We start from the raw sequence: 19,806 nt of genomic DNA on the forward strand, positions 1-19,806 counted from the left end.
GTGAGAACCAGCCGGGGTGACCTCTCAGCGGGTGATCTCGAAGCGGCGGACCGCGCCGGTCAGATCGCCGGCCATGCCGGCCAGCTCGTGGGCGGCGGTGCGGGAACTGTTCAGTCCGGAGGTGGTGGCCCGGGCGGCGTCGGCGACCTCGCTGATGTTGCGGGCGATCTCCTCGGCGCCGGTGGCGGCCTCGGTGACGCTGCGGCTGATCTCGGCGGTGGTCGCGGTCTGCTCCTCGACGGCGGAGGCGATGGTGGTCTGGTAGTCGCTGATCCGCATGATCACCTCGGAGATCCGTTCGATCGCGGTGACCGCGCTCGCGGTGTCCGCCTGGATCATCTCGACCCGCTGGCTGATCGTCTCGGTGGCCTTCGCGGTCTCCTGCGCCAGCTCCTTCACCTCGCCCGCCACCACGGCGAAGCCCTTGCCCGCGGCGCCGGCCCGGGCCGCCTCGATCGTCGCGTTCAGAGCCAGCAGGTTGGTCTGCTCGGCGATCGCATTGATCACCTTGATGATGTTGCCGATCTCGTCGCTGGACTCGCCCAGCTTGCCGACGATCCCGCTGGTCTCCTGCGCGACCATGACCGCCTCGGCCGCCACCCCGGCCGCCTGCGAGGCGTTCTGCGAGATCTCCCGGATCGACACGCCCATCTCCTCGGCCGCGGCGCTCAGCGTGCCCACGTGCCGGGCCACCTCGGCCGCCGCCTGCTGCGCCGCCGCGGCCCGGCCCGCCGCGGTGTCCGCGCCGGTGGCCAGGTGGTCGTTGACCGTGTTCAGGTTCCGCGACGAGTCCAGCACCGTCGCCGCACTGTTGTTGATCACGGCGACGGCGTCCCGCATGCTCGCCGTCGCCCGATCCAGGGCCTCCGCCATCTGGCCGACCTCGTCACGGCTGGCGACGTCCGGCCGCCGGGTCAGGTCACCGCCCGCCACCGCCTGCAGCACCGCGGTGACCCGCCGGACCGGCCGCACCACCGCCCGTACCGTGAGCAGCGCGACCGCCATCCCGATCACGAACCCGAGCAGGCCGATCACCAGCACCTGCGTGGTCACCGTGCCCTTGGCGTCGGACACCTCCTGGTTGGCCGCGACCGCCGTCTCGGCGTGCCGGTCCTCCAGCGTCACGAACGCCTCGTCCAGCCGCTGGAACACGGTCGTCGCCTCGTTCCAGCCGTTCCAGAAGTCCTGCAGCGCGCCCTTGGACGCCGCCGGCAGCATCTCCTCGTCCCGCAGCCGCACGAACTCCCGGTAGTCGGTCCACAGCGCGCCGGCGGTCTTCTGGTCCGCGGTCAGCGGCAGGTACTCCTCCCAGACCTCGGCGACGTTCGCGTCCAGGTCACCCAGCTGAGTGGTGATCTTGGCCCGGAAGGTGGCGTTCGACATGTAGAAGTTCAGCGTCAGCATCCGTGTCCGCAACACGTCCTGATGCAGGCTGGCGAGATGCTGGATCGGTGTCACGCCGTGCTGGTAGACAGCGTTCGACCGGGTCTCCACCAGCCTGAGCCCACCCACGGCGATGCCGATGACAGCCGCGCACGCGACCGCGAACACCGCCACCGAACAGAACATCTTCACGCCCAGCGGCAGATCGGCAAGCCGCTGCCAAGGCGATCGAGACATGCGCGCACCCTCCGGGCCCGGCCGCCCCTCCCCACTCCCTGTTCGGCAGATCCGCCGTCGGCCTGAGGCGACCCGGGTCAGTCTCCGCTGAGCCGCCGCTCCAACTCCTCCGCGAAACCCTCGGGAAGGTCCGGATCGGCCCAGGCGGCGTTCAGCAGGAGCGTGACGTACGCGGTACGGGCCTTGGTGTCCCAGGAGGGGAAGTCCTCGTGGGTCACCGAGGCACAGGCCGTGTAGGCCGCCGTCCTGCCGGCCGGATCGATCTCGGAGACCGGCAGCAACCACACCCGGAGCAACAGTTGCAACGCCGATGCGCTCACCCCCGCCGACTGGACGGCGAACATGTGGGCCGCCGGGGCGAGCGGCGACTCCAGGATCGGCTGAGCCATCCGCCAGAGGAACTCGGCCCGTGCACACCCGTGGAACCGCGCATACCGCTCGAGTTTCTCCGGACTCGAACTCGCCGTGAGGTACTGCTCGTTCAGCGGAACGGAGTCGTTGCTGAACAACCAGAGCACATCGCTACGCGACATCGCCGTACCATCCGCGACGAATCTGAGGTCGACGTCGCGCTCACCGTCCGGTCCGAACACCTGGTCCGCGGCGAGTACCAGCGTGAGGGCGTTCGCACCGTCCCCGCGTCCCAGCTGTGCATGCCAGAGCAGGCTCTGATCATGCCAGTGGTGGCTGAGGAGCCCGTCCGGCTCCGCCAGCACGCTGTACCGCAGAGTTCCGCCCGCGACGAGGACGGCCAGCAGAACCAGGTTGGCGCTGTACGCCGCGTAGCGAACCGGCATCCGCACCGTCGCCGGGCGATAGTCGCCGGACTGCAGCCCCCAGCTCAGATATTGGCTGCGCCGGTACATTTCGGCGATCACGGCGGTCCACTCCGCCCGCTGCGTCTCGGACAGCGCCGACGCCGACTCGGCGAGGAAGCGAAGGATCGGTGACCGGACCGCCAGCGGCACGAACGACAGCAGCCGGGCCGGCAGGCCGTCGTCGCCGGCCCAGGCGGGGAGGACCGAGACGGACCGCCGGGACACCGCCTCCTCGAACAATTGCCACGTGAGACGTGCGATGAGGTATTCGCCGAAGGTCGCGTGCAGGAACTCGTACGTCGCGAAGGTGGTGGCCCCTGCGATGGCCTGCGTCCGGTGCACGAAGAAGAACCGCCCCAGCAGCAGTCCGGCGGTGTCGATGCCGCCGGCGGAGACGCCGCCCGGCGGCTCGCCGAAGACGGCCACCAGATCACGCTCCAGCTCTCGCTCGGTGACCCATTGAGCGGAGCGGTTGAGCATGGCGAAGGCGACGATGGAGAGACGGCGCAATTCGAGTTCGACCGCGGCCTCACACTGCCCGGCCGACAGATGCGCCCCGGACTTGCGGACCTCGCGACGGGCGAAGCTGGTGAGCAGACGCTCGTAGAGATCGCTGGAGGACAGCTCGGCGGTGTCCTGCAACGCGTTGGCGTCGGCATCATAGAGGGCCAGGAGCAGCAACAGCAGCGGCTGCCCGGCCAGGTCCGGGAAGCGCAAGGCGACCTCAGCGGGCAGCGTACGGAGGCCGCGTTCCGCGAGAAGGGCCTCGTTCGTCGCGTGCCACGTCGCCAGCCAGGCCCTCACCCGCCGGGCGTCGAACGGCTCCAGCCGCAACAGCAGGGTGCCGGGCGGCGGGGACGCCCGGTCGGCGACGCTGCTACGGGTGGTGACCACCACCGCCACCGCCCGGCCGAGGTCCCGTTCCCGTTGCTGGAACTCGGCGAGCCGATGCAGATAGTCGCTCTGGTTGATGGCCGTGGCCTGCAACAGCTCGTCGAAGCCGTCCAGGAGCACGACCGGGAGCCGGCCGGCGGCCGCCTCCGCCAGGCGGGGCCACGGCACCTCCTCGCCGGTGGCGTCCCGCACCGCCAGCTCGATCTGGCGTTGCAGACCCGTCGAGGTGTCCACATCGCGCAGCGGAACCCGGACCGGGACGAACCCGCCCTCGGCGAGCTCCGCGGCGAGGACCTTGGTGAGCACCGACTTCCCGGCGCCCGGCTGGCCGAGCACCACGAGCGGGGCGTGCTGCGCACGAGGCGAGGTGAGGTAACCGGCCAGATAGTCGTGCAGGTCGCCACGAACCGGTTCGCCGGCCCAGAAGCCCTCCTCGTCGGGCGGCCGGTCGGGTTCCGCCTCCGTCACCCGGAACAGCGACGGCAGATAGGCCTCCCGCAAGGACGGCATGTCCAGGTCGGCGGGCCGTTCCGCCGTTCCGGCGACCGGCCGGTCCAGGAGTCCGGCATAGGCACGGGCCAGCAAGGACGGGATCCCGTCCGGGACGAGGGGCCCGGCGAGCCTCCGCATCAGGCCGTGCATGTCCCGCAGCGATTCCAGCATGGCCGTGGTGTCCCACTCGCGGACCCACAGGTCGGCCTCCGGGCAGTCGGCCCGCAGATCGAGGAGCATACGGTCGTAGCGGTCGAGCGCCCGGTCCGGCAGGGCCGCCAGCTGATGATCGGCGCGGCTCTCCTCGCCGGGACTCAGCCCGTCCCACAGGGCCAGGCCCCGCAGGAAGGCGCCTGCCGTGGTGGACAGCCGCTGGTAGGTGCCACGGAGCCGGGCGCGGTGATCCTCCCGTGATCCGTGCGGCTCGGGCAGGTGGACACCGGCCTGCAACAGCGTGCCGGCCAGCTCGCCGGCCCGCACGGTCGCGGCCTCGGTCCCGGCCGCCCCGGCCAGCCGGATCTGGTCGGCGGTGGTGAGTTCGGCCCCGGCGGGATCGAAGGGGAGATCAGCGCCGTCGAAGGCCCCGAACCAGGCCGCGATCACGATGACCGTGTGCGCGGCGGCGACCCGATCGGTCCGGTCGAGGCGGTGCGCGCCGGTGAGCCGCTGCCCCACGGTCCCGGCCAGTTGCTGCGACAGCCGGGCGAACACCGCGTGCGCATCGAACCAGCCCAGCACGGCGGGAGTGGTGACCGTCGCGCCGAGCAGCAGGCCGCCGGTCAGATCGTTGAGCCGCCGCGTCCACTCGGAACCCGGCCCTTTGCCGAGAATGCGCAACGCCTCGGCATAGCTGAGAGCTTTCGGCACCCACCCATCGTCCCGCCGGCGGTCAATCGCACAAGTGATGTGGGGAGTGCGGCCCGAACGCGGCCGCACTCCACATCGTCGGGGTCAGGGAATGGTGGCGACGGAGCGGGCGATCACCTCGACGGTGTCCAGGGCGAGGAGCTGGGTGTCGGTGGAGCGGAGGCGGGTGCGGGCCTCGTCCGGGACGGAGACCGGGGAGCCGGCGGCCAGAGGCAGCAGGTGCAGGGTGACCTGGGCGCCGGGCCGGTAACCGGCGTCGGTCAGGTTGACCAGCCAGGCGGAGCCGTCCCAGTAGCGGTCGGTGACGGCACGGCCGTCGACGCGCAGTTCGCCGATGTCGCCGGCCCAGGTGATGCGCAGCAGCGGGTCGCGGGACGGGTCGGCGGCGATGCCGGGCAGGCGCAGGCGGTAGACGGCGGCCAGCTCGTCGAACACGTCGGCGGCGGGGGCGGACGGGCGGCCCTCGTGTTTGCCGTAGGCGACCGGGACGGTGGGGGCGGCGGGGCGCAGCTGCTCGACGATCACCGGCTCGGTGACGGGCGGGACCGGATGGGGGACGGTCAGGTCGGTGAAGGCGCGGGTGGCCGGGTCGTAAACCCGTACCGAAGCGGGTCTCACGGCTTTGACCGTGATCCGGCCGGACGCGTCCCACTGCAGCTCGTCGTCGCTGAGGAGCAGACGGCGGCCGCCGTCCTCGACGACCCACACCGAGGCGGCCAGGGCGGCGGGGAGGACGAGCACGTCGAGGTCGCCGAACCGGAGCGGCTCCAGCCCGGGCGTGACCGCCTGAACGGAACCGGACACGGCGATCTCCGGGTCGATGCCGGGGTCGGCCACCAGGACGAGGGTGGGGACGTCGCCGGGGAGCAGGGTCAGGGCGGAGGCGGTGGCGTACGTGACGGTGGTGCCGCCGGCGGTGAGGTGGACCGGCCAGCGGGCCAGGGTGCCGGCCGGGATGTCGATCGGCGCGGACGGGAAGGTGATCTCGCGGTCGCCGAGGACGGTGGTGAAACGGGCGCCTCGACAGGACGGCAGCGGGACGTGCGGCTGGTGCCAGGAGACGAACACGAATCCGCTGGAGCCGTCGCTGCGCAACGCCCATCGCAGGGTGGACGAGTCCTCGACGCCGGTGGGGCGTACGTCCGGCAGGCTGGACGGCATCTCGGCCAGCGACCCGCCGAAAGCGGACAGGAAGGCGTGCTGCCGGCGCAGTTCGGCGTGGCTGGGCGCCAGCGTCCCGGCCTCGCCGACGGGGGCGTGGAAGTCGTAGCCGAGGGGGGCGATGTCGTTGGGGTAGCCGGTGGCGTGTGACTCCTGCAGGTCCGGGCCGGGGTTGGTGCCGCCGGCGTACATGTAGTAGCCCTGCCAGGCCGAACCGTTGCCGATCTTGCAGTGGGCGATGGCCGCGACGTCGAGCGCCGCCGGCCGTGGGCGCCGGTGATATGCCGTCGCCATCCCGCCGCCGAGTTCGCAGGTGGCCGCCGGGAATTCCTCGGACGGGGTGCGCGGCCCGCCGGACGCGGCCTCGATCGCCTGGGCGCGCCGGACGTCGGCGCCGATGCCCGCGTCGTCCCAGACGTGGGAGAAGAAGTAGTGGTCGCGGAAGGTGGGGTCCCAGGGCGCGTCGGCGTCGACCCAGAAGCCGTCGCCGTACCCGCCGTACAGCGGCAGGACCTCCTCGGCCGGTAGGTCGGCGCCGCCCCACGCGGTGGCGGTCCACAGTGGCGCGGACAGGCCGGCTTCCCGGGCCAGTCGCTTCAGGGTGACCAGGTGCTGCGGCTGGTCGTACAGCTCGTTCTCCAGCTGGATGCCGAGCAGCTTCTCCCCCGACCGGCCGAGGGCGGCGCTGATCTGCCCGAACCACTCGGTGACCATCTCCAGATACGTCGGGTCGTCGGTGCGGTGCCGGACCGGCGCCTGCTGCACCCAGTCGGGGAAGCCGCCGTTGCGGGCCTCGCCGTGGCACCACGGACCGATCCTGAGCACCATGTCGAGGCCGGTCTCGCCGACCAGGTCGACGAAGGCGGCGACGTCGAGGCCGCCGTCGAAGCGGGCCTCGCCGCGCGCCGGGCTGTGGTGCAGCCAGAAGACGTAGCTGGCGACGACGGTGACGCCGCCGGCCTTCATCTGGCGCAGGCGCTCCGCCCACCGATCCCGCGGCACCCGGCTGTAGTGCAGCTCGCCGGAGACCGGGATGACCGGGACCCCGTCACGGCTGAGGTAGCGGTTGGTCAGCGACAGCCCGGGACGCGCGTCCTCGACGTTGCTCATCCGCGGCCGGCGAAGCGGGATCGCCCAGGCTTGATGGCGAACGGAGAGCGGCTCGTGCCCCGACATGGATCAGCTCCTTGCGACTTGACTGTAACCGGTCACAGCCCGGCAAGCCCGAACGATACACCGGAATAACGGGTCGGAAGCAAGGGCTTGACACACGGCCGTAACACCAGCACTGTAACCGGTCACAGGGATCGACCCAGATGAAGCGCTCCCTTCCCCGGCTCCCCCGCCACCGGCGAAGCCGATCAAGGAGGATCGATGAAGACCACATACACCCCGCTCATGGCGGTTCTGACCGCGGCAGTCCTCTTCACCGGCGCCGCGTGCAGCAGCTCCGACTCGCCGGAGCAGGCCACCGACCCCGACGAGAAGGTCTCGCTGACCTACTGGACCTGGGCGCCGAACATGGACGAGGTCACCGCCGCCTGGAACGCGAAGAACCCGAACATCCAGGTCACGGTCAACAAGCAGGACGGCGGCGACCCGGCCGTCACCAAGCTGCTCACCGCGATCAAGGCGGGCTCCGGCGCGCCGGACATCATGCAGGCCGAGTACCAGAAGATCCCCACCCTGGTCTCCTCGGACGCGCTCGCCGACATCGCCGGCGAGGTGGGCTCGGTCAAGGACAGATTCCCGGCGGGTACGTGGAACGGCGTCACCCTGGGCTCGGAGGCCGTCTACGCCGTCCCGCAGGACTCCGGCCCGCTGATGTTCTTCTACCGCTCGGACGTGTTCGAGAAGAACGGCCTGCAGGCCCCGAAGACGTGGGACGACTACGCGGCCGCCGCCGAGAAGATCCACAAGGCGAATCCGAAGCAGTACCTCGGCACCTTCTCGGCGACCGACGCGGGCCTGTTCACCGGTCTCGCGCAGCAGGCCGGCGCGTCCTGGTGGGGTGTGAACGGCGACGCCTGGAGCGTCAAGATCGACGAGCCGGCCACCCGGAAGGTCGCCTCCTACTGGGGTGGCCTGGTGGAGAAGGGCGTCATCGACAACAAGCCGATGTACACCCCGGAGTGGAACGCCGCCCTCAACGACGGCACGCAGGTCGGCTGGGTCAGCGCGGTGTGGGCGCCGGGCGTCCTGGAGGGCTCCGCGAAGGACACCAAGGGCAAGTGGAAGGCCGCTGCCATGCCGCAGTGGGACGCCGCCGCCCCGAAGACCGGGGCGTGGGGCGGCTCGGCGGTCGGCGTGACGACCCAGTCGAAGCACAAGAAGCAGGCCGCCCAGTTCATCGCGTGGCTCAACAGCGACCCGGACGCGCTGAAGCTGCTCGCCACCGAGGCCAACGTCTACCCGGCCGCGAACGACGCCGCCGGCGTCCTGACCAGCCCGCCGGCGTTCTTCTCGGACCAGCCGGACTTCTACGCCATCGCCGGTGAGGCGTCGAAGCAGCTCGCGCCGTTCACCTACGGCCCGAACGTCAACGTCGCGTACAGCGCGTTCAACGACGCCTTCGGCAAGGCCGCCGAGTCGAAGAAGGCCGCCGCCTTCACCGAGTCGCTGACCACCATGCAGAAGACGACCGTGGACGACCTGAAGAACACCGGGTTCACCGTCGCCGGATGAGTACGAGCTCCGGGCGGGCACGGCCCGCCCGGAGCGCTCCTTGGAATGGAGAGTCGGCGAAATGTCGCTGATCACCGAGGCGGCCCCGGTCGAGGTCGCCACCCCGAAACCCCCCGCACCACGCCGCCGGAAGGCCGGCGGGACCCCGTACGCCTTCCTGGCCCCCGCCCTGATCCTGTTCGCGGCGTTCCTGGCCGCGCCGATCGTCTACGCCGGCTACCTGAGCCTGCGCAAGGTCAAGGTGAGCGGGCTGGGCCTGGGCTCGAAGGCGCGGACCGAGGTCTGGGCCGGGTTCGACAACTACGCCCGGTCGCTGTCCGACCCGGACTTCCTGCCGAGCGTCGGGCGGATCGGCGCGTACGGCCTGATCGTGGTCCCCACCATGCTCGGCCTGGCGCTGCTGTTCGCGCTGCTGCTGGACGCGAACCGGACCCGGGCGGGCATCAGCCGGGTCGCCCGCGTCTCGATCTTCCTGCCGTACGCGGTGCCGGCCGTGGTCGCCTCACTGCTCTGGGGCTTCCTCTACCTGCCCCGGGTCAGCCCGATCACCGACGCCTTCGAGGCCGTCGGCCTCACCGCGCCGAACCTGCTCTCCAGCGACCTGACGCTGTGGGCGGTCGCGAACATCGCGATCTGGGGCGGCACCGGCTTCAACATGATCGTCATCTACACCGCGCTGAAGGCCGTCCCGAGCAGCCTGTACGAGTCGGCGCGGATCGACGGCGCGTCGGAGCTGTCGATCGCCTGGCGCATCAAGATCCCGATCGTGATGCCGTCGCTGGTGATGACGTTCGTCTTCTCGCTGATCGCGACGCTGCAGGTGTTCGCCGAGCCGATGACGCTGCGCCCGCTCGCCAACACGATCTCGACGACGTGGACGCCGCTGATGAAGGTCTACCGGGACGCGTTCGCCCGCAACGACCTGTACGCGGCCGCCGCCACCTCGGTGGTCATCGCCCTCGCCACGTTCATCCTGTCCTTCGGCTTCCTGAAGCTCGTCGGGCGCCGCGCCTTCGACCAGGAGGACTGATGCAGAAGTCCAAGCGCAGTGTGTCGGCGACGATCCTGCTCGTCCTCGGGGCCGTGTACTGCCTGATCCCGGTGCTCTGGGTGCTGATCGCCTCCAGCAAGAGCTCGAGCGAGCTGTTCTCCACGTTCACGCTGGCCCCGAGCACCCATCTCTGGGACAACATCGTCGACCTGAACGACTACCGGGACGGCCTGTACTGGCGCTGGATGGCCAACACCGCCCTGTACGCCGGGGTCGGCGCGGCCGCGTCGACGCTGGTCTCGGCGATGGCCGGCTACGCCCTGGCGAAGTTCGACTTCCGGGGCAAGTCGTTCGTCTTCAACCTGATCCTGGCCGGTGTCCTGGTGCCCGGTGTGCTGCTGGCCATCCCGCAGTACCTGCTGCTGGCCGAGGCCGGCATGACCAACACGTACTGGGCGGTGCTGCTGCCCAGCTTCATCAGCCCGTACGGCATCTATCTCGCCCGGATCTTCGCGGCCGCCTCGATCCCCACCGAGATCCTGGAGGCGTCCCGGATCGACGGGTCCAGCGAATGGCGGACCTTCGCCGCGGTGGTGCTGCCGATGATGCGGACCGGCCTGGTGACGGTGTTCCTGTTCCAGTTCGTCGCGGTGTGGAACAACTTCATGCTGCCGTACATCATGCTCGGCGACGACCGGCTCTACCCGATCACCGTCGGGCTGAACGGCCTGCTGAACCAGGGCGCGAACCAGCCGTCCATGTACACCTCGGTGGTGACCGGCGCGCTGATCTCGATCGTCCCGCTGATCGCCCTGTTCCTCACGTTGCAGCGCTACTGGCAGGTCGACCTGGCCGCCGGCGGCGTCAAGGCGTGACTATGATCCCGAAGGTGTCGCGTAAACGCCCCACCATCCGCGATGTCGCGGCCGAGGCCGGGGTTTCCTACGCGACCGTCTCCCGCGTGCTCAACGGCCGCGACTGGGTCAGCCCGGAGGCGGTCCGGGCGGTCCGCGACGCCATCGCCCGGACCGGGTACACCGCGAACCCGCACGCCCGGTCGCTGGCCACCGGCAAGTCCGGTTCGATCGCGTTCCTGCTCACCGAGCCGCAACACCTGCTGTTCGAGGACCCGAACTTCTCGGTGCTGCTGCGCGGGGTCGCGCAGGCGCTCTCCGACCGGGAGCTGACGCTGATCCTGATGATCGCGTCGACGCCGGAGGAACGGGCGCGGACCCTGACGTACCTCTCCGGCGGTCACGTCGACGGGGTGCTGCTGGTGTCACCGCACTCCGGTGACCCGTTGTTGTCGCAGTTGGTCCAGGCGGAGATCCCGATCGTCGCCTGTGGGCAGGTGCTCGGCTTCGAGGACTCGATCAGCTCGGTGTCGGCCGACGACTGGGGTGGCGCCCGGGCGGGCGTCGAGCACCTGATCGCCGCCGGCTGCCGGCGGATCGCCACCATCACCGGGCCGCAGGACCAGTTCGGCGGCGTGTTCCGGCTGCGGGGCTACGCCGACGCGCTGACCGCGCACGGGATCACCGTCGATCCGGCGTACATCGAGCACGGCGACTGGAGCCGGGAGAGCGGCACGGCCGGGATGCGTGCGCTGCTGGACCGGGTGCCCGACCTCGACGGGGTCTTCGCGGCGTCGGACGCGATGGCCGCGGCGACCCTGCCGGTGCTGCGCGAGGCCGGCCGGGACGTGCCCGGCGGTGTCCGGGTCGTCGGCTTCGACGACTCGGTGCTGGCGGTCACCACCGAACCGACGCTCACCACCGTTCGCAACCCGATGGAACGGATCAGTGAAGAGATGGTCCGGCTGCTCACGGATGTGATCGCCGGGCGTACCCCGCTCTCCATCACGGTGCCCACCAGCCTGGTGGTCCGGGCCTCCTCGCCCGCCCTCTAGAACCGGCCGGCCTTGACACCCCCCTCGATCGAGGCCGGCCCCCCTCTCTGAAACGCCCCTTTTGTCACGGAAGACCCAAGGAGTGTCGTGAAGAAGATCCCCCTCGCCGTCGCCGCGATCCTCGCGGTGACGCTCCTCCCCCCACCCGCCGCGGCCGGTGAGAAGACCGGTCTCAGCATGCGCGGCGCCGACGTCTCCACCCTCCAGCGCTCGCAGGAGCTCGGACAGCGGTTCTACGACGTCCGCGGGCGCCGGGCCGACCCGTACGAGATCCTCGAAGACGCCGGCGTCAACTACGTGCGGCTGCGCATCTGGAACGACCCCACCAGCGGCTACTCCAACCAGGAGAAGGTGCTCCAGCAGGCGCGCGCGGCGAAGAGGGCCGGGCACAAGCTGCTGATCGACTTCCACTACTCCGACACCTGGGCCGACCCGGGCAAGCAGTTCGTCCCGAAGGCCTGGGAGGGACACGACCTCGAACGACTGCGGCAGGACGTGTACGACTACACGTACGACGTCTGCACCAGCCTGAAGCGGCAGGGCACCACCCCCGACAGCGTGCAGATCGGCAACGAGATCAACACCGGCATGCTGTGGCCCACCGGCTATGTGGACGACAGCGACTTCGGGCCGCTGGCGAAACTGCTCAACGCCGGGTACGACGCGACGAAGGCATGCCACCGGAAGACGCGGGTGCTGGTGCACACCGCGCTCGCCGAGAACATCGGGGCGGCGCACTGGTTCTACGACGGGATCACCGCGGCCGGGGCGAAGTGGGACATCACCGCCCTGTCGTACTACTGCATGTGGCACGGCTCGCCGGCGAACCTGGCGACGGTGATCGGCGACGTGAAGGCCCGGTACGGCAAGCCGGTGGTGATCGCCGAGACGGCGTACCCGTACACCACCGAGAACTTCGACCACCTCGAGAACATCATCCTGTCCGAGGCTCCCTGCGACGGCATCCCCGCCACGCAGCGGGGCCAGGCGCAGCAGTTCGCCGCCGTGCAGACCACCGCACGCGACGCCGGCGCCATCGGTGTCTTCTACTGGGAACCCACCTGGACCGCGATCGACGGCAACGGCTGGGACACCGAGGACATCGAGAACTCCGGCAACGCCTGGGAGAACATGGCGACCTTCGACGACGCCGGCCGCATCAACCCCTACATCAAGTGGTCCGCGTGACAGACGGTCAGCGGCCCGGCCCGGGTCTCCCCGGGCCGGGCTTCACGCTTCTCCGGTACGGGCCACGCAGGGTCCCGTGTCGGTCCACGCGGGGCCGGCGGTCCGTCACGGCCGACCCGCGGCCTGCGGGCCGGAGCCCGCCGTCACCGTCCGATCCACTCCAGACCGGACGGCTCGATCTCGGCCCCCTCGGCGATCCGCTTCAGCCCGTCCAGCGTGGTCCCCTGGCTGACCAGCGTCATCAACCGTCCCCCACCGAGCTCCACGACCAGGTAGGTCAGGCTCTGGCCGGGCAGATCGGTGCGCACCGGGTTCCGGGCCCGCCAGCCGTTGACGGTGAGGATCGTCCCGCCGGCCGGGGCGAGGGATGTCGTCCCCACCGTGATGTTCACGTCCCCGCCGGTGGACACCTTGCCCTCCTTCGCCTCCTTGCCCTGCACGTCGCTGCTCACCCCGGTCATCGGTGTGCCGGCGAGGATCTCGCTGTGCCAGCCGGCCGCGGAACGGCCGCCGACGAGCGCCGCCTGGCTCACCCAGCCGTCCGGCAGCCAGGTCAGCCGAACCGGGTTCGTGGCGACACCGGTGTCCGGTCGCACCGAGCGGGCCATCTTCAGCAGGTCGCTCTCGCTGATCCTCACCCGGCTCGCATCGATGCTCAGGACGGTGCCCTCACCCGGGGACCAGCTCACCGAGGACTTGCCATCGCGCGCCCCGGAGAGGAAGCCGGGCGCCCCGTTGATGTCGACCCGCTCACCGGACGTGTCCTGGATGTTCGCGGGGTCCTCGACCCCGGTGCTCACCGAGAGGCTCAATCCACCGCCCTTCGTGGGGTCGGCCGCATCGGGGACACCGGTCTTCCACACCCGCAACAGGGTCGGGTCGGCGCCGTCATCCGCGCCGAGCATCACGTGCCGGAGGTGCTCCCTGAACCCGGACGGCACCCAGTGCGGCCGGAAGCCGAGAGCGACCTCCAGCGAGCGCTGCGGCGCCGCGGACGTGGCCGGGGCCGCGGATTTCGCCGGGCCGCTCGGGGAACCCGCCGGTCCGGCCGGCTGGACCACCGCCGGCGGCGTGCGGTCACCCAGCGCCAGCGACGGCACCACTGCCGCGGCCGTCACCGCCGCGGCGGCCACCACGGCGCCGGCCAGGCCGTACCGCCGCTGGTTCCGCACCTTCGCGGCCCGCCGCGGCAGACCGGCCCGGATCCGCTCGGCCGACGGGGCCTGCTCGGCACGGCGGCTCTGCGCCGCCCGGATGACATCTTCGATTTCCCTGGTCACGATGGCTCCCCGGTGGTCACGAGCGTGGCCGGCAGGGCGTTCTGCAGAGACGCCAGCGCACGCGAGAGGTGAGTACGGACAGTGACCGTTCGACAGCCGAGGATCTCCGCGATCTGATCGACCGTCAGATCCTCGTAGAAGCGCAACGCGATCACCGCCCGCTGCCGGGGCGGCAGGGTCGCGATCAGCCGGAGCATCGCGTCCCGATCGTCGCGTTGCACGATGTGGTCGGGCGCCGACGGCAGGAACCCGTCCAGCACCTCACCGGTGAGCGGAACCGTCCGGGCCGCCCGGCGCCGCCGCCAGGACAGGAACTCGTTGACGACCATCCGCTTCACGTAGAGTTCCGGCGCCTCCATGCGGCTGATCCGCGGCCAGCGCGACTGTGCCCGCACCAGCACGTTCTGGATGATGTCCTCGGCCAGATGCGGATCCCAGGTGACCACGGTCGCATAGCGCACCAGCACCCCGAGCCGCGCGGAAACAAACTCTTCGAACGTCACGCCCTCGGAAACGCCCCCGCCCCCGCCCATTGATGACACCCACCCCGAACTTTCTCGAAAGCAACCGCCCCCGCACCTCGTTCAGGGCGCGGGGGCGGGCGGGGCTACAGCTACGTGCCGACCTACGGTTCGCAGCACGCCACAGGTCACCACGCGAACAGCGTCGAGCGTGCGTGGTGACCTGCGGCGCGGCCACGCCGGAGTCGGTTCAGTGGGCGTGGAGGAGGTCGCTGTCGGGGCGGGTGGGGCGGCGTTCCAGGGCGGCGCCCTCGACGTCGAGCTCCGGCAGCCAGCGCAGCCAGGACGGCAGCCACCAGGCGGAGCGCCCGAGCAGGGCCAGGGCCGCCGGGACGGCGATCATGCGGACGATGAACGCGTCGAAGGCGATGCCGACGGCCAGGGCGAACGCGATCGGCTTGATCGTGTCGTTGCCCTCCGGGACGAAGGCCGCGAACACCGCGAACATGATGGTCGCCGCGGCGATGACGACCGGGGCCGCCTGGCGGAAACCGGTGACGACGGCGTCCTTCGGGGAGGCCCCGTGGGCGTGCGCCTCGTGCATCCGGGACACCAGGAAGACCTGGTAGTCCATGGCCAGGCCGAAGAGGATGCCGACGATGATGATCGGGGCGAGGCTCAGGATCGGGCCGGTGGAACCGGCGTTGACCGCGTCGGCGGCCCAGCCCCACTGGAACACCGCGACGGTGGCACCGAACGCGGCGCCGATGGTCAGCAGGAAGCCGAGCACGCCGACGACCGGGACCAGCAGGGACCGGAAGACCAGCACGAGCAGCACGAACGCCAGACCGACGACCAGGGCCAGGTAGACCGGCAGGGCGTCGTTGAGCTTCTGCGACACGTCGATGCTGACCGCGGTGTTGCCGGTGACGTAGACCGCGGCGCCGTCGGCGTCGGCGACCTGGTCGCGGATGGCGTGGACCAGGTCGACGGTCTTCTGGTCCTCGGGCCCGGACGCCGGGATGATCGTGATCAGCGCGGCGGCCTGGTCCTGACTCGGGGTGGCGGGCAGGGCGAGGGCGACGTCGGGCAGCTTCGCGACCTGCTTCTGCACGGCGGTGGCGTGGGTGACCGCGTTCGGGCCGTCGACCAGGACCAGCAGCGGGCTGCTGACGCCGGGGCCGAAGCGGCTGTCGATGATCGCCTGGGCGCGGGCCTGGGTGGTGCCCTCGGCGGCGCGCTGGGCCAGGGTGGTCTTCATCGAGAAGAACGGGATCGCGATGACGGCGAGGGCGGCGACCGCGGCGAGCAGGCTCAGCCAGCGCTGCTCGGTGACGAGCCGGGCCCAGCCCTTGATGAAGCCGCGGCCGTCCGGGATGTCCGCCGAGAGCTGCACGTCGCGCTGCTTGCGCGGCAGCGCCCGGAGGCCGATGAACCCGAGGATGGCCGGGACCAGGGTGATCGCGACGAGCACGGCGATCACGATCGTGGCGGCGGCCGCGATGCCCATCTCGGACAGGAACGGGATGCCGACGACGGACAGGCCGGCCAGGGCGATGACCACGGTCAGGCCGGCGGTGACGACGGCCGAGCCGGCGGTGCCGACGGCCATCGCGGCGGCGGCCTCCACGGACCGGCCGTGCCGCAGCTCGTGCCGGAACCGGGTGACGATGAACAGCGCGTAGTCGATGCCGACCGCGAGGCCGAGCATGACGGCCAGGATCGGGGTGGTGGACTGCAGCTCGGTGAAACCGCTGAGGGTGACGATGCCGGCCGCGCCGATGCCGACGCCGACGATCGCGGTCAGCAGGTTCATCCCGGCGGCGACCAGTGAGCCGTAGGTGAGGGCGAGCACGATCAGGGCCACCACGACGCCGAGGATCTCGGAGGCGCCGCCGATGTCGGCCGGGTTGCTCAGCGCCTCACCGCGGGCCTCGACGGTCAGTCCGGCGGCGCGGGCCCGCTCGACGGCTGCGGTGATCGCCTCCCGCTGCTCGTCGGTGACCTCGGACGGCTGCACCGGGTATTTGATCGAGCTGTACGCGGCCACCTGGTCCCGGGACACCGAGGGCGCCTTCGGGTCGAGCGGGTTGGAGGCGCTGACCGCGCCGGGCAGCTTGCCGAGCGTGGCGACGATCTGGGCGACCTTCGCCGCGTTCGCCGGGGCGGTGATCTTCTGGCCGGCCGGGGCCTCGAGGACCACCTGGACGGTCGCGCCGGCCGACGCATCGCCGAACTTCTCCTTCATCAGGGAGAGCGCGGTGGTGGACTCCTGGCCGGGGATGCTGAAGGTGTTGGCGGTGGTGCCGGCGAGGGTGCCGGCGCCGACACCGACGGCGATCAGGGCCACCAGCCAGGCGATGGTGACGAGTAACCGGTGCCGTACTGACGCCAGCCCGAGCCGGTGCAGCAGCGTTGCCATGAGGGGTTCTCTTTCCGGTAAAAGCTGACTTTTATCAATATTTCGACTACAGGGAACTGCACTTCTCGGTACGCCGACGGCGTCAGGACATGGGGTGGCCGAGCGCGTCGTACCCGATCTCGGCGAGCCGGGCCGGAGCGTCGGCGGTGGTGAGCCGGTCGCAGAGGGCGATGCTCGCGACGGCGACGGCGCCGAGGGCCCCGGTGACCCGCAGAGCCCGGGGGGTGTCGGTGTGCAGGTCGTCGCCGAACGCCTCGGCGAGCGCCTGGCCGATCACCTGGAGGGCCTGGCCGATCTCACTGTCCGGTTCGCTGAGCAGCGAGGACAGCAGCAGGGCGACCATGCCGGGCTGGCCGGCGGCGAGGGTGGCCATGCCGGTGAGCACGGCCCTGTCCCGCTCCGGGCCGGCCGGGAGGCCGGACACGCCGGAGCCGGTGTCGCGGATCTGCTCCACGCACCTGTCGATCACCGCGGACTGCAGCGCCTCCTTGGTCGGGAAGCGGTGCAGCAGGCCGGTCTTGGAATAGCCGACCGTGTCCGCGATCCGCTGGATCGAGGTCTCCTTGAACCCGTGCCGGGCGAACAGATGCGCCGCGGCCTCGAGGATCTCGTCGTCGATCTGCTGTTTGGTGGGACGGGGCATGCGGACCACCGTAGACCGTTATGGACCATCCTGGTCCGTCAGGGACCGTGGTGGTCCCCACACTGCGGAAGGTGAGATTCCGGTTCCCCAGCGCAATCACGATAAACCTGCAAAAGGTACGGATCGGGCCCGTCCACGGCCCACCCGAAGACCACTGGATCGCCCTCGCACTCGACCAGATAGACCGGCAGCCACACCGGCCGCGGCGCCGGCTCGGCCACCTCCACCGGCACCGCGGGCCCCGTGAACTCCTCGACATCCGCCCTGCTCAACAGCTGCTCCACGGCGCCGGCGGGCAGCGGCGACGGTTCACCGACCGCGGTGAAGACGGTCCCGTCCGGCAGGGTCAGCGCGGGCGCGGGCAGCCACCCCGAGTGGGTGGTGTGCGGGTACGGCACCGGCCGCGCCACGCCGCCGTCGAACCGCAGGGTCAGCCGCCGGCCCGGGGACAGCACGTAGCGCCGGCCGTCCGCGTTCGATCGGCGCCCCAGATCGGTCAGCACCAGCGCGCCGGACTCCCGGCGCACGTGCCCGATCGTCTCCAGGAACCGCGCCGCCCGCTCCACCAGCGCCGGCTCCACCCCGAAGAACGCCGCCAACTCGCCGATCCCGGACAGCCCGGCCTCGGCCAGCGCCCGGGTCAGATAGCGGTCGAAGACGTCGTAGGAGGACGCCTCCCGGACCGTGGCCACCACCTCCACCGCCCACATCGGCAGCAGCAGCGGCACGAACCGCACCGGGCGCACGTCCGACAGCGCCCCCGCTCGCCGGATCACCTCCCGCATCGGCAGGTGCGCGGCCTCGGTCACCGGCCCGCCTCCGCCCGGTTCCCCTCCGGCGCACGGACCGCGATCCGCTCGAACACACTGGCGGTGAGCAGCCCGGTCAGCTCCTCCGGGTCGGCGCCGGACGGGCAGCGGGTGGCCACCCAGGCGCGCACCACCGCGGGGTCGCGCAGCGGCGGCCGGCCGGTCTCGCCGAGCAGCACCGCCCGGCGGGCCCGGACCAGCGCCGCCAGCGCGTCCGGCACCGGCACCCGGGCCGCGTCGGCCAGCACCAGCAGGTCGAAGTCCAGGTCGCCGTATTCCGGGCGGCCGGCGTCCAGGCACGAGGTGGAGACCACGTCGGCGTACCGCAACAGTTCGGCGTGCAGCTGACGGGTCGGCCGGGCGGCCCGCTGGCGCCACTCGCGCAGCAGCCCGGCCCGGCCGCGCAGCACCGGCTCCATCGCCTGACAGTGCTCGGCGAGAGCGGACAGACCGGCCGGATCGGCGTCCCACGGCGGGGCCTCGCTCACCCCGGAGAGCAGGCGGGTCAGGTGGTGGGCGGAGCGCTCCGCGGACTCCAGCGCGCGCAGGGCGGCGACGTCGGCGAACGCGGCCCGGTCGGCGGCGGCCCGGACGACGCCGTCCTGCTCCACCTCCCGGTCGAGGCGGCGGGCGCTCTCCTCGTACCCCGCCCGGGTCTGCAGGAACGCCGCGCGGGCAGCCCCCGCGCGCCGGACCGCCTCGCTCAGCTCGCGCCGCAGCCGGTCCGCGCGCCACCGGCGCAGCCGGGAACCCTCGGCCCGGCGCAGCGCGGAGGTGAGCCGCTCCACCTCGCCCTCCGCCGTGGCCGCCGCCCGCTCGGCCGCGTCCCGGGCCCGGGCCCGCGCGCGCACGTCCGCGCCGAGCCGCCCGCGGGCCTCGCGCACCGTCAGCTCCCGGTGTGCCGCGGCCCGGCCGGCGCGCTCCCGGGCCTCGGCCGCCTCGGTCAGCGCGGTGGTCAGCCGGCGCAGCCAGCCCATCGCCGGGGACGGCTCGCCGAGCCACGGCTCCAGCGACCGGGCGGCGGCCTGCGACCGGGCCAGGACCCGCCGCTGGACACCGGCCGCCACCGTGACGATGCCGCCCGGCCCCTCGGGGTCGTGCCCGGCGCGGACGACCGCGGCGCCCTCCGGCAGCCGGGCCACGATCGCGTCCACCGGCGGCGCCACCGGAGCGGCGAGCAGCACCCGTTCCCCCCGCTGCGCGGCCGCACGGACGATCTCCAGCAGGGCGAGAGTGTGGGCGGCGCCGGGCGGGGCGGCGAGACAGAACAGATCCGGTACGGCGAGCGCGCGGCGCACCGCGGCATCCTCCACGGTCGCCGCCGCCGGCAGATCCGCGAAGCGGCCCTCGGCCAGCAGTGCGAGCAGCCCGGGATTGGCCGTCGCGCCGGCGCGCAGCCGCCGGATCGCCTCCCGCCGGCTCCGGTCGGCGGGACCGGGATCCGCGGCGCCGTCGATCGGCCCCAGCTCCCGCCCGGCGGCGACGGCCAGCTCCAGAGCGGCGCAGAACCCCTCGTTCCGGTACGACCGATCCTCTAGATCGACAAGGGTCGACGCCATCCGACCA

General features: G+C 71.7%; 14 protein-coding genes. 5 read left to right on the forward strand and 9 right to left on the reverse strand.

From position 1 onward, the window contains the following. Positions 1-24: 24 nt before the first annotated feature. The 3 genes from Aut01nite_RS30585 to Aut01nite_RS30595 all read right to left on the reverse strand — a co-directional run bounded on the left by Aut01nite_RS30585 (position 25) and on the right by Aut01nite_RS30595 (position 7,028). On the reverse strand, positions 25-1,620 hold the full coding sequence (locus Aut01nite_RS30585) for a methyl-accepting chemotaxis protein (RefSeq protein ID WP_043530777.1): 1,596 nt from the start codon (positions 1,618-1,620) through the stop codon (positions 25-27). A gap of 77 nt (positions 1,621-1,697) precedes the next feature. After that, entirely contained in the window at positions 1,698-4,691 is a 2,994-nt protein-coding gene (locus Aut01nite_RS30590) for an NACHT domain-containing protein (protein ID WP_052164374.1), read from the reverse strand. 84 nt (positions 4,692-4,775) lie between these two features. Continuing rightward, a complete protein-coding gene (locus Aut01nite_RS30595; RefSeq protein WP_239124620.1) occupies positions 4,776-7,028 on the reverse strand; it encodes a beta-galactosidase in 2,253 nt (750 codons plus the stop codon). A gap of 198 nt (positions 7,029-7,226) precedes the next feature. Here Aut01nite_RS30595 and Aut01nite_RS30600 point away from each other — a divergent pair, with 198 nt between their 5' ends. From Aut01nite_RS30600 to Aut01nite_RS30620, 5 genes are all read left to right on the forward strand, one after another. Further along, entirely contained in the window at positions 7,227-8,537 is a 1,311-nt protein-coding gene (locus Aut01nite_RS30600) for an ABC transporter substrate-binding protein (protein WP_043525327.1), read from the forward strand. 61 nt (positions 8,538-8,598) lie between these two features. Then, positions 8,599-9,567 (forward strand): carbohydrate ABC transporter permease, encoded by a 969-nt coding sequence (locus tag Aut01nite_RS30605; protein ID WP_043525326.1) that lies wholly within the window; start codon positions 8,599-8,601, stop codon positions 9,565-9,567. Next, positions 9,567-10,403: a carbohydrate ABC transporter permease gene (locus tag Aut01nite_RS30610; protein WP_043525325.1), complete on the forward strand. Its 837-nt coding sequence runs from the start codon at positions 9,567-9,569 to the stop codon at positions 10,401-10,403. The genes Aut01nite_RS30605 and Aut01nite_RS30610 overlap by 1 nt, the downstream gene beginning before the upstream one ends. A gap of 14 nt (positions 10,404-10,417) precedes the next feature. Continuing rightward, on the forward strand, positions 10,418-11,437 hold the full coding sequence (locus tag Aut01nite_RS30615) for a LacI family DNA-binding transcriptional regulator (protein ID WP_236642708.1): 1,020 nt from the start codon (positions 10,418-10,420) through the stop codon (positions 11,435-11,437). 87 nt (positions 11,438-11,524) lie between these two features. After that, a complete protein-coding gene (locus tag Aut01nite_RS30620) occupies positions 11,525-12,625 on the forward strand; it encodes a glycoside hydrolase family 53 protein (protein WP_043525323.1) in 1,101 nt (366 codons plus the stop codon). Between the two features lie 143 nt (positions 12,626-12,768). On the opposite strand, the gene Aut01nite_RS30625 is transcribed toward Aut01nite_RS30620, so the two are convergent. From Aut01nite_RS30625 to Aut01nite_RS30650, 6 genes are all read right to left on the reverse strand, one after another. After that, entirely contained in the window at positions 12,769-13,905 is a 1,137-nt protein-coding gene (locus tag Aut01nite_RS30625; protein WP_043525322.1) for a hypothetical protein, read from the reverse strand. Further along, positions 13,902-14,408 (reverse strand): SigE family RNA polymerase sigma factor, encoded by a 507-nt coding sequence (locus Aut01nite_RS30630; protein WP_043525321.1) that lies wholly within the window; start codon positions 14,406-14,408, stop codon positions 13,902-13,904. The genes Aut01nite_RS30625 and Aut01nite_RS30630 overlap by 4 nt, the downstream gene beginning before the upstream one ends. A gap of 208 nt (positions 14,409-14,616) precedes the next feature. Next, positions 14,617-16,788: an MMPL family transporter gene (locus tag Aut01nite_RS30635; RefSeq protein WP_043525320.1), complete on the reverse strand. Its 2,172-nt coding sequence runs from the start codon at positions 16,786-16,788 to the stop codon at positions 14,617-14,619. A gap of 82 nt (positions 16,789-16,870) precedes the next feature. Further along, on the reverse strand, positions 16,871-17,431 hold the full coding sequence (locus Aut01nite_RS30640; RefSeq protein ID WP_043525318.1) for a TetR/AcrR family transcriptional regulator: 561 nt from the start codon (positions 17,429-17,431) through the stop codon (positions 16,871-16,873). A 38-nt stretch (positions 17,432-17,469) separates the two neighbouring features. Next, entirely contained in the window at positions 17,470-18,240 is a 771-nt protein-coding gene (locus tag Aut01nite_RS30645) for a MarR family winged helix-turn-helix transcriptional regulator (RefSeq protein WP_043525317.1), read from the reverse strand. Then, on the reverse strand, positions 18,237-19,799 hold the full coding sequence (locus tag Aut01nite_RS30650) for an AAA domain-containing protein (protein ID WP_152628714.1): 1,563 nt from the start codon (positions 19,797-19,799) through the stop codon (positions 18,237-18,239). Before Aut01nite_RS30650 ends, Aut01nite_RS30645 begins: the two co-directional genes overlap by 4 nt. Between the last annotated feature and the right edge of the window lie 7 nt (positions 19,800-19,806).

Origin of the sequence: Actinoplanes utahensis, assembly GCF_016862455.1 — a bacterium.
In the GTDB taxonomy this organism is placed as follows: Bacteria; Actinomycetota; Actinomycetes; order Mycobacteriales; family Micromonosporaceae; genus Actinoplanes; species Actinoplanes utahensis.

Coding starts and splice junctions, on each gene's coding strand:
- Aut01nite_RS30585 (WP_043530777.1), bottom strand. CDS start 1,620: ATGTCTCGATCGCCTTGGCAGCGGCTTGCCGATCTGCCGCTGGGCGTG.
- Aut01nite_RS30595 (WP_239124620.1), bottom strand. CDS start 7,028: ATGTCGGGGCACGAGCCGCTCTCCGTTCGCCATCAAGCCTGGGCGATC.
- Aut01nite_RS30600 (WP_043525327.1), top strand. CDS start 7,227: ATGAAGACCACATACACCCCGCTCATGGCGGTTCTGACCGCGGCAGTC.
- Aut01nite_RS30605 (WP_043525326.1), top strand. CDS start 8,599: ATGTCGCTGATCACCGAGGCGGCCCCGGTCGAGGTCGCCACCCCGAAA.
- Aut01nite_RS30610 (WP_043525325.1), top strand. CDS start 9,567: ATGCAGAAGTCCAAGCGCAGTGTGTCGGCGACGATCCTGCTCGTCCTC.
- Aut01nite_RS30635 (WP_043525320.1), bottom strand. CDS start 16,788: ATGGCAACGCTGCTGCACCGGCTCGGGCTGGCGTCAGTACGGCACCGG.
- Aut01nite_RS30640 (WP_043525318.1), bottom strand. CDS start 17,431: ATGCCCCGTCCCACCAAACAGCAGATCGACGACGAGATCCTCGAGGCC.
- Aut01nite_RS30650 (WP_152628714.1), bottom strand. CDS start 19,799: ATGGCGTCGACCCTTGTCGATCTAGAGGATCGGTCGTACCGGAACGAG.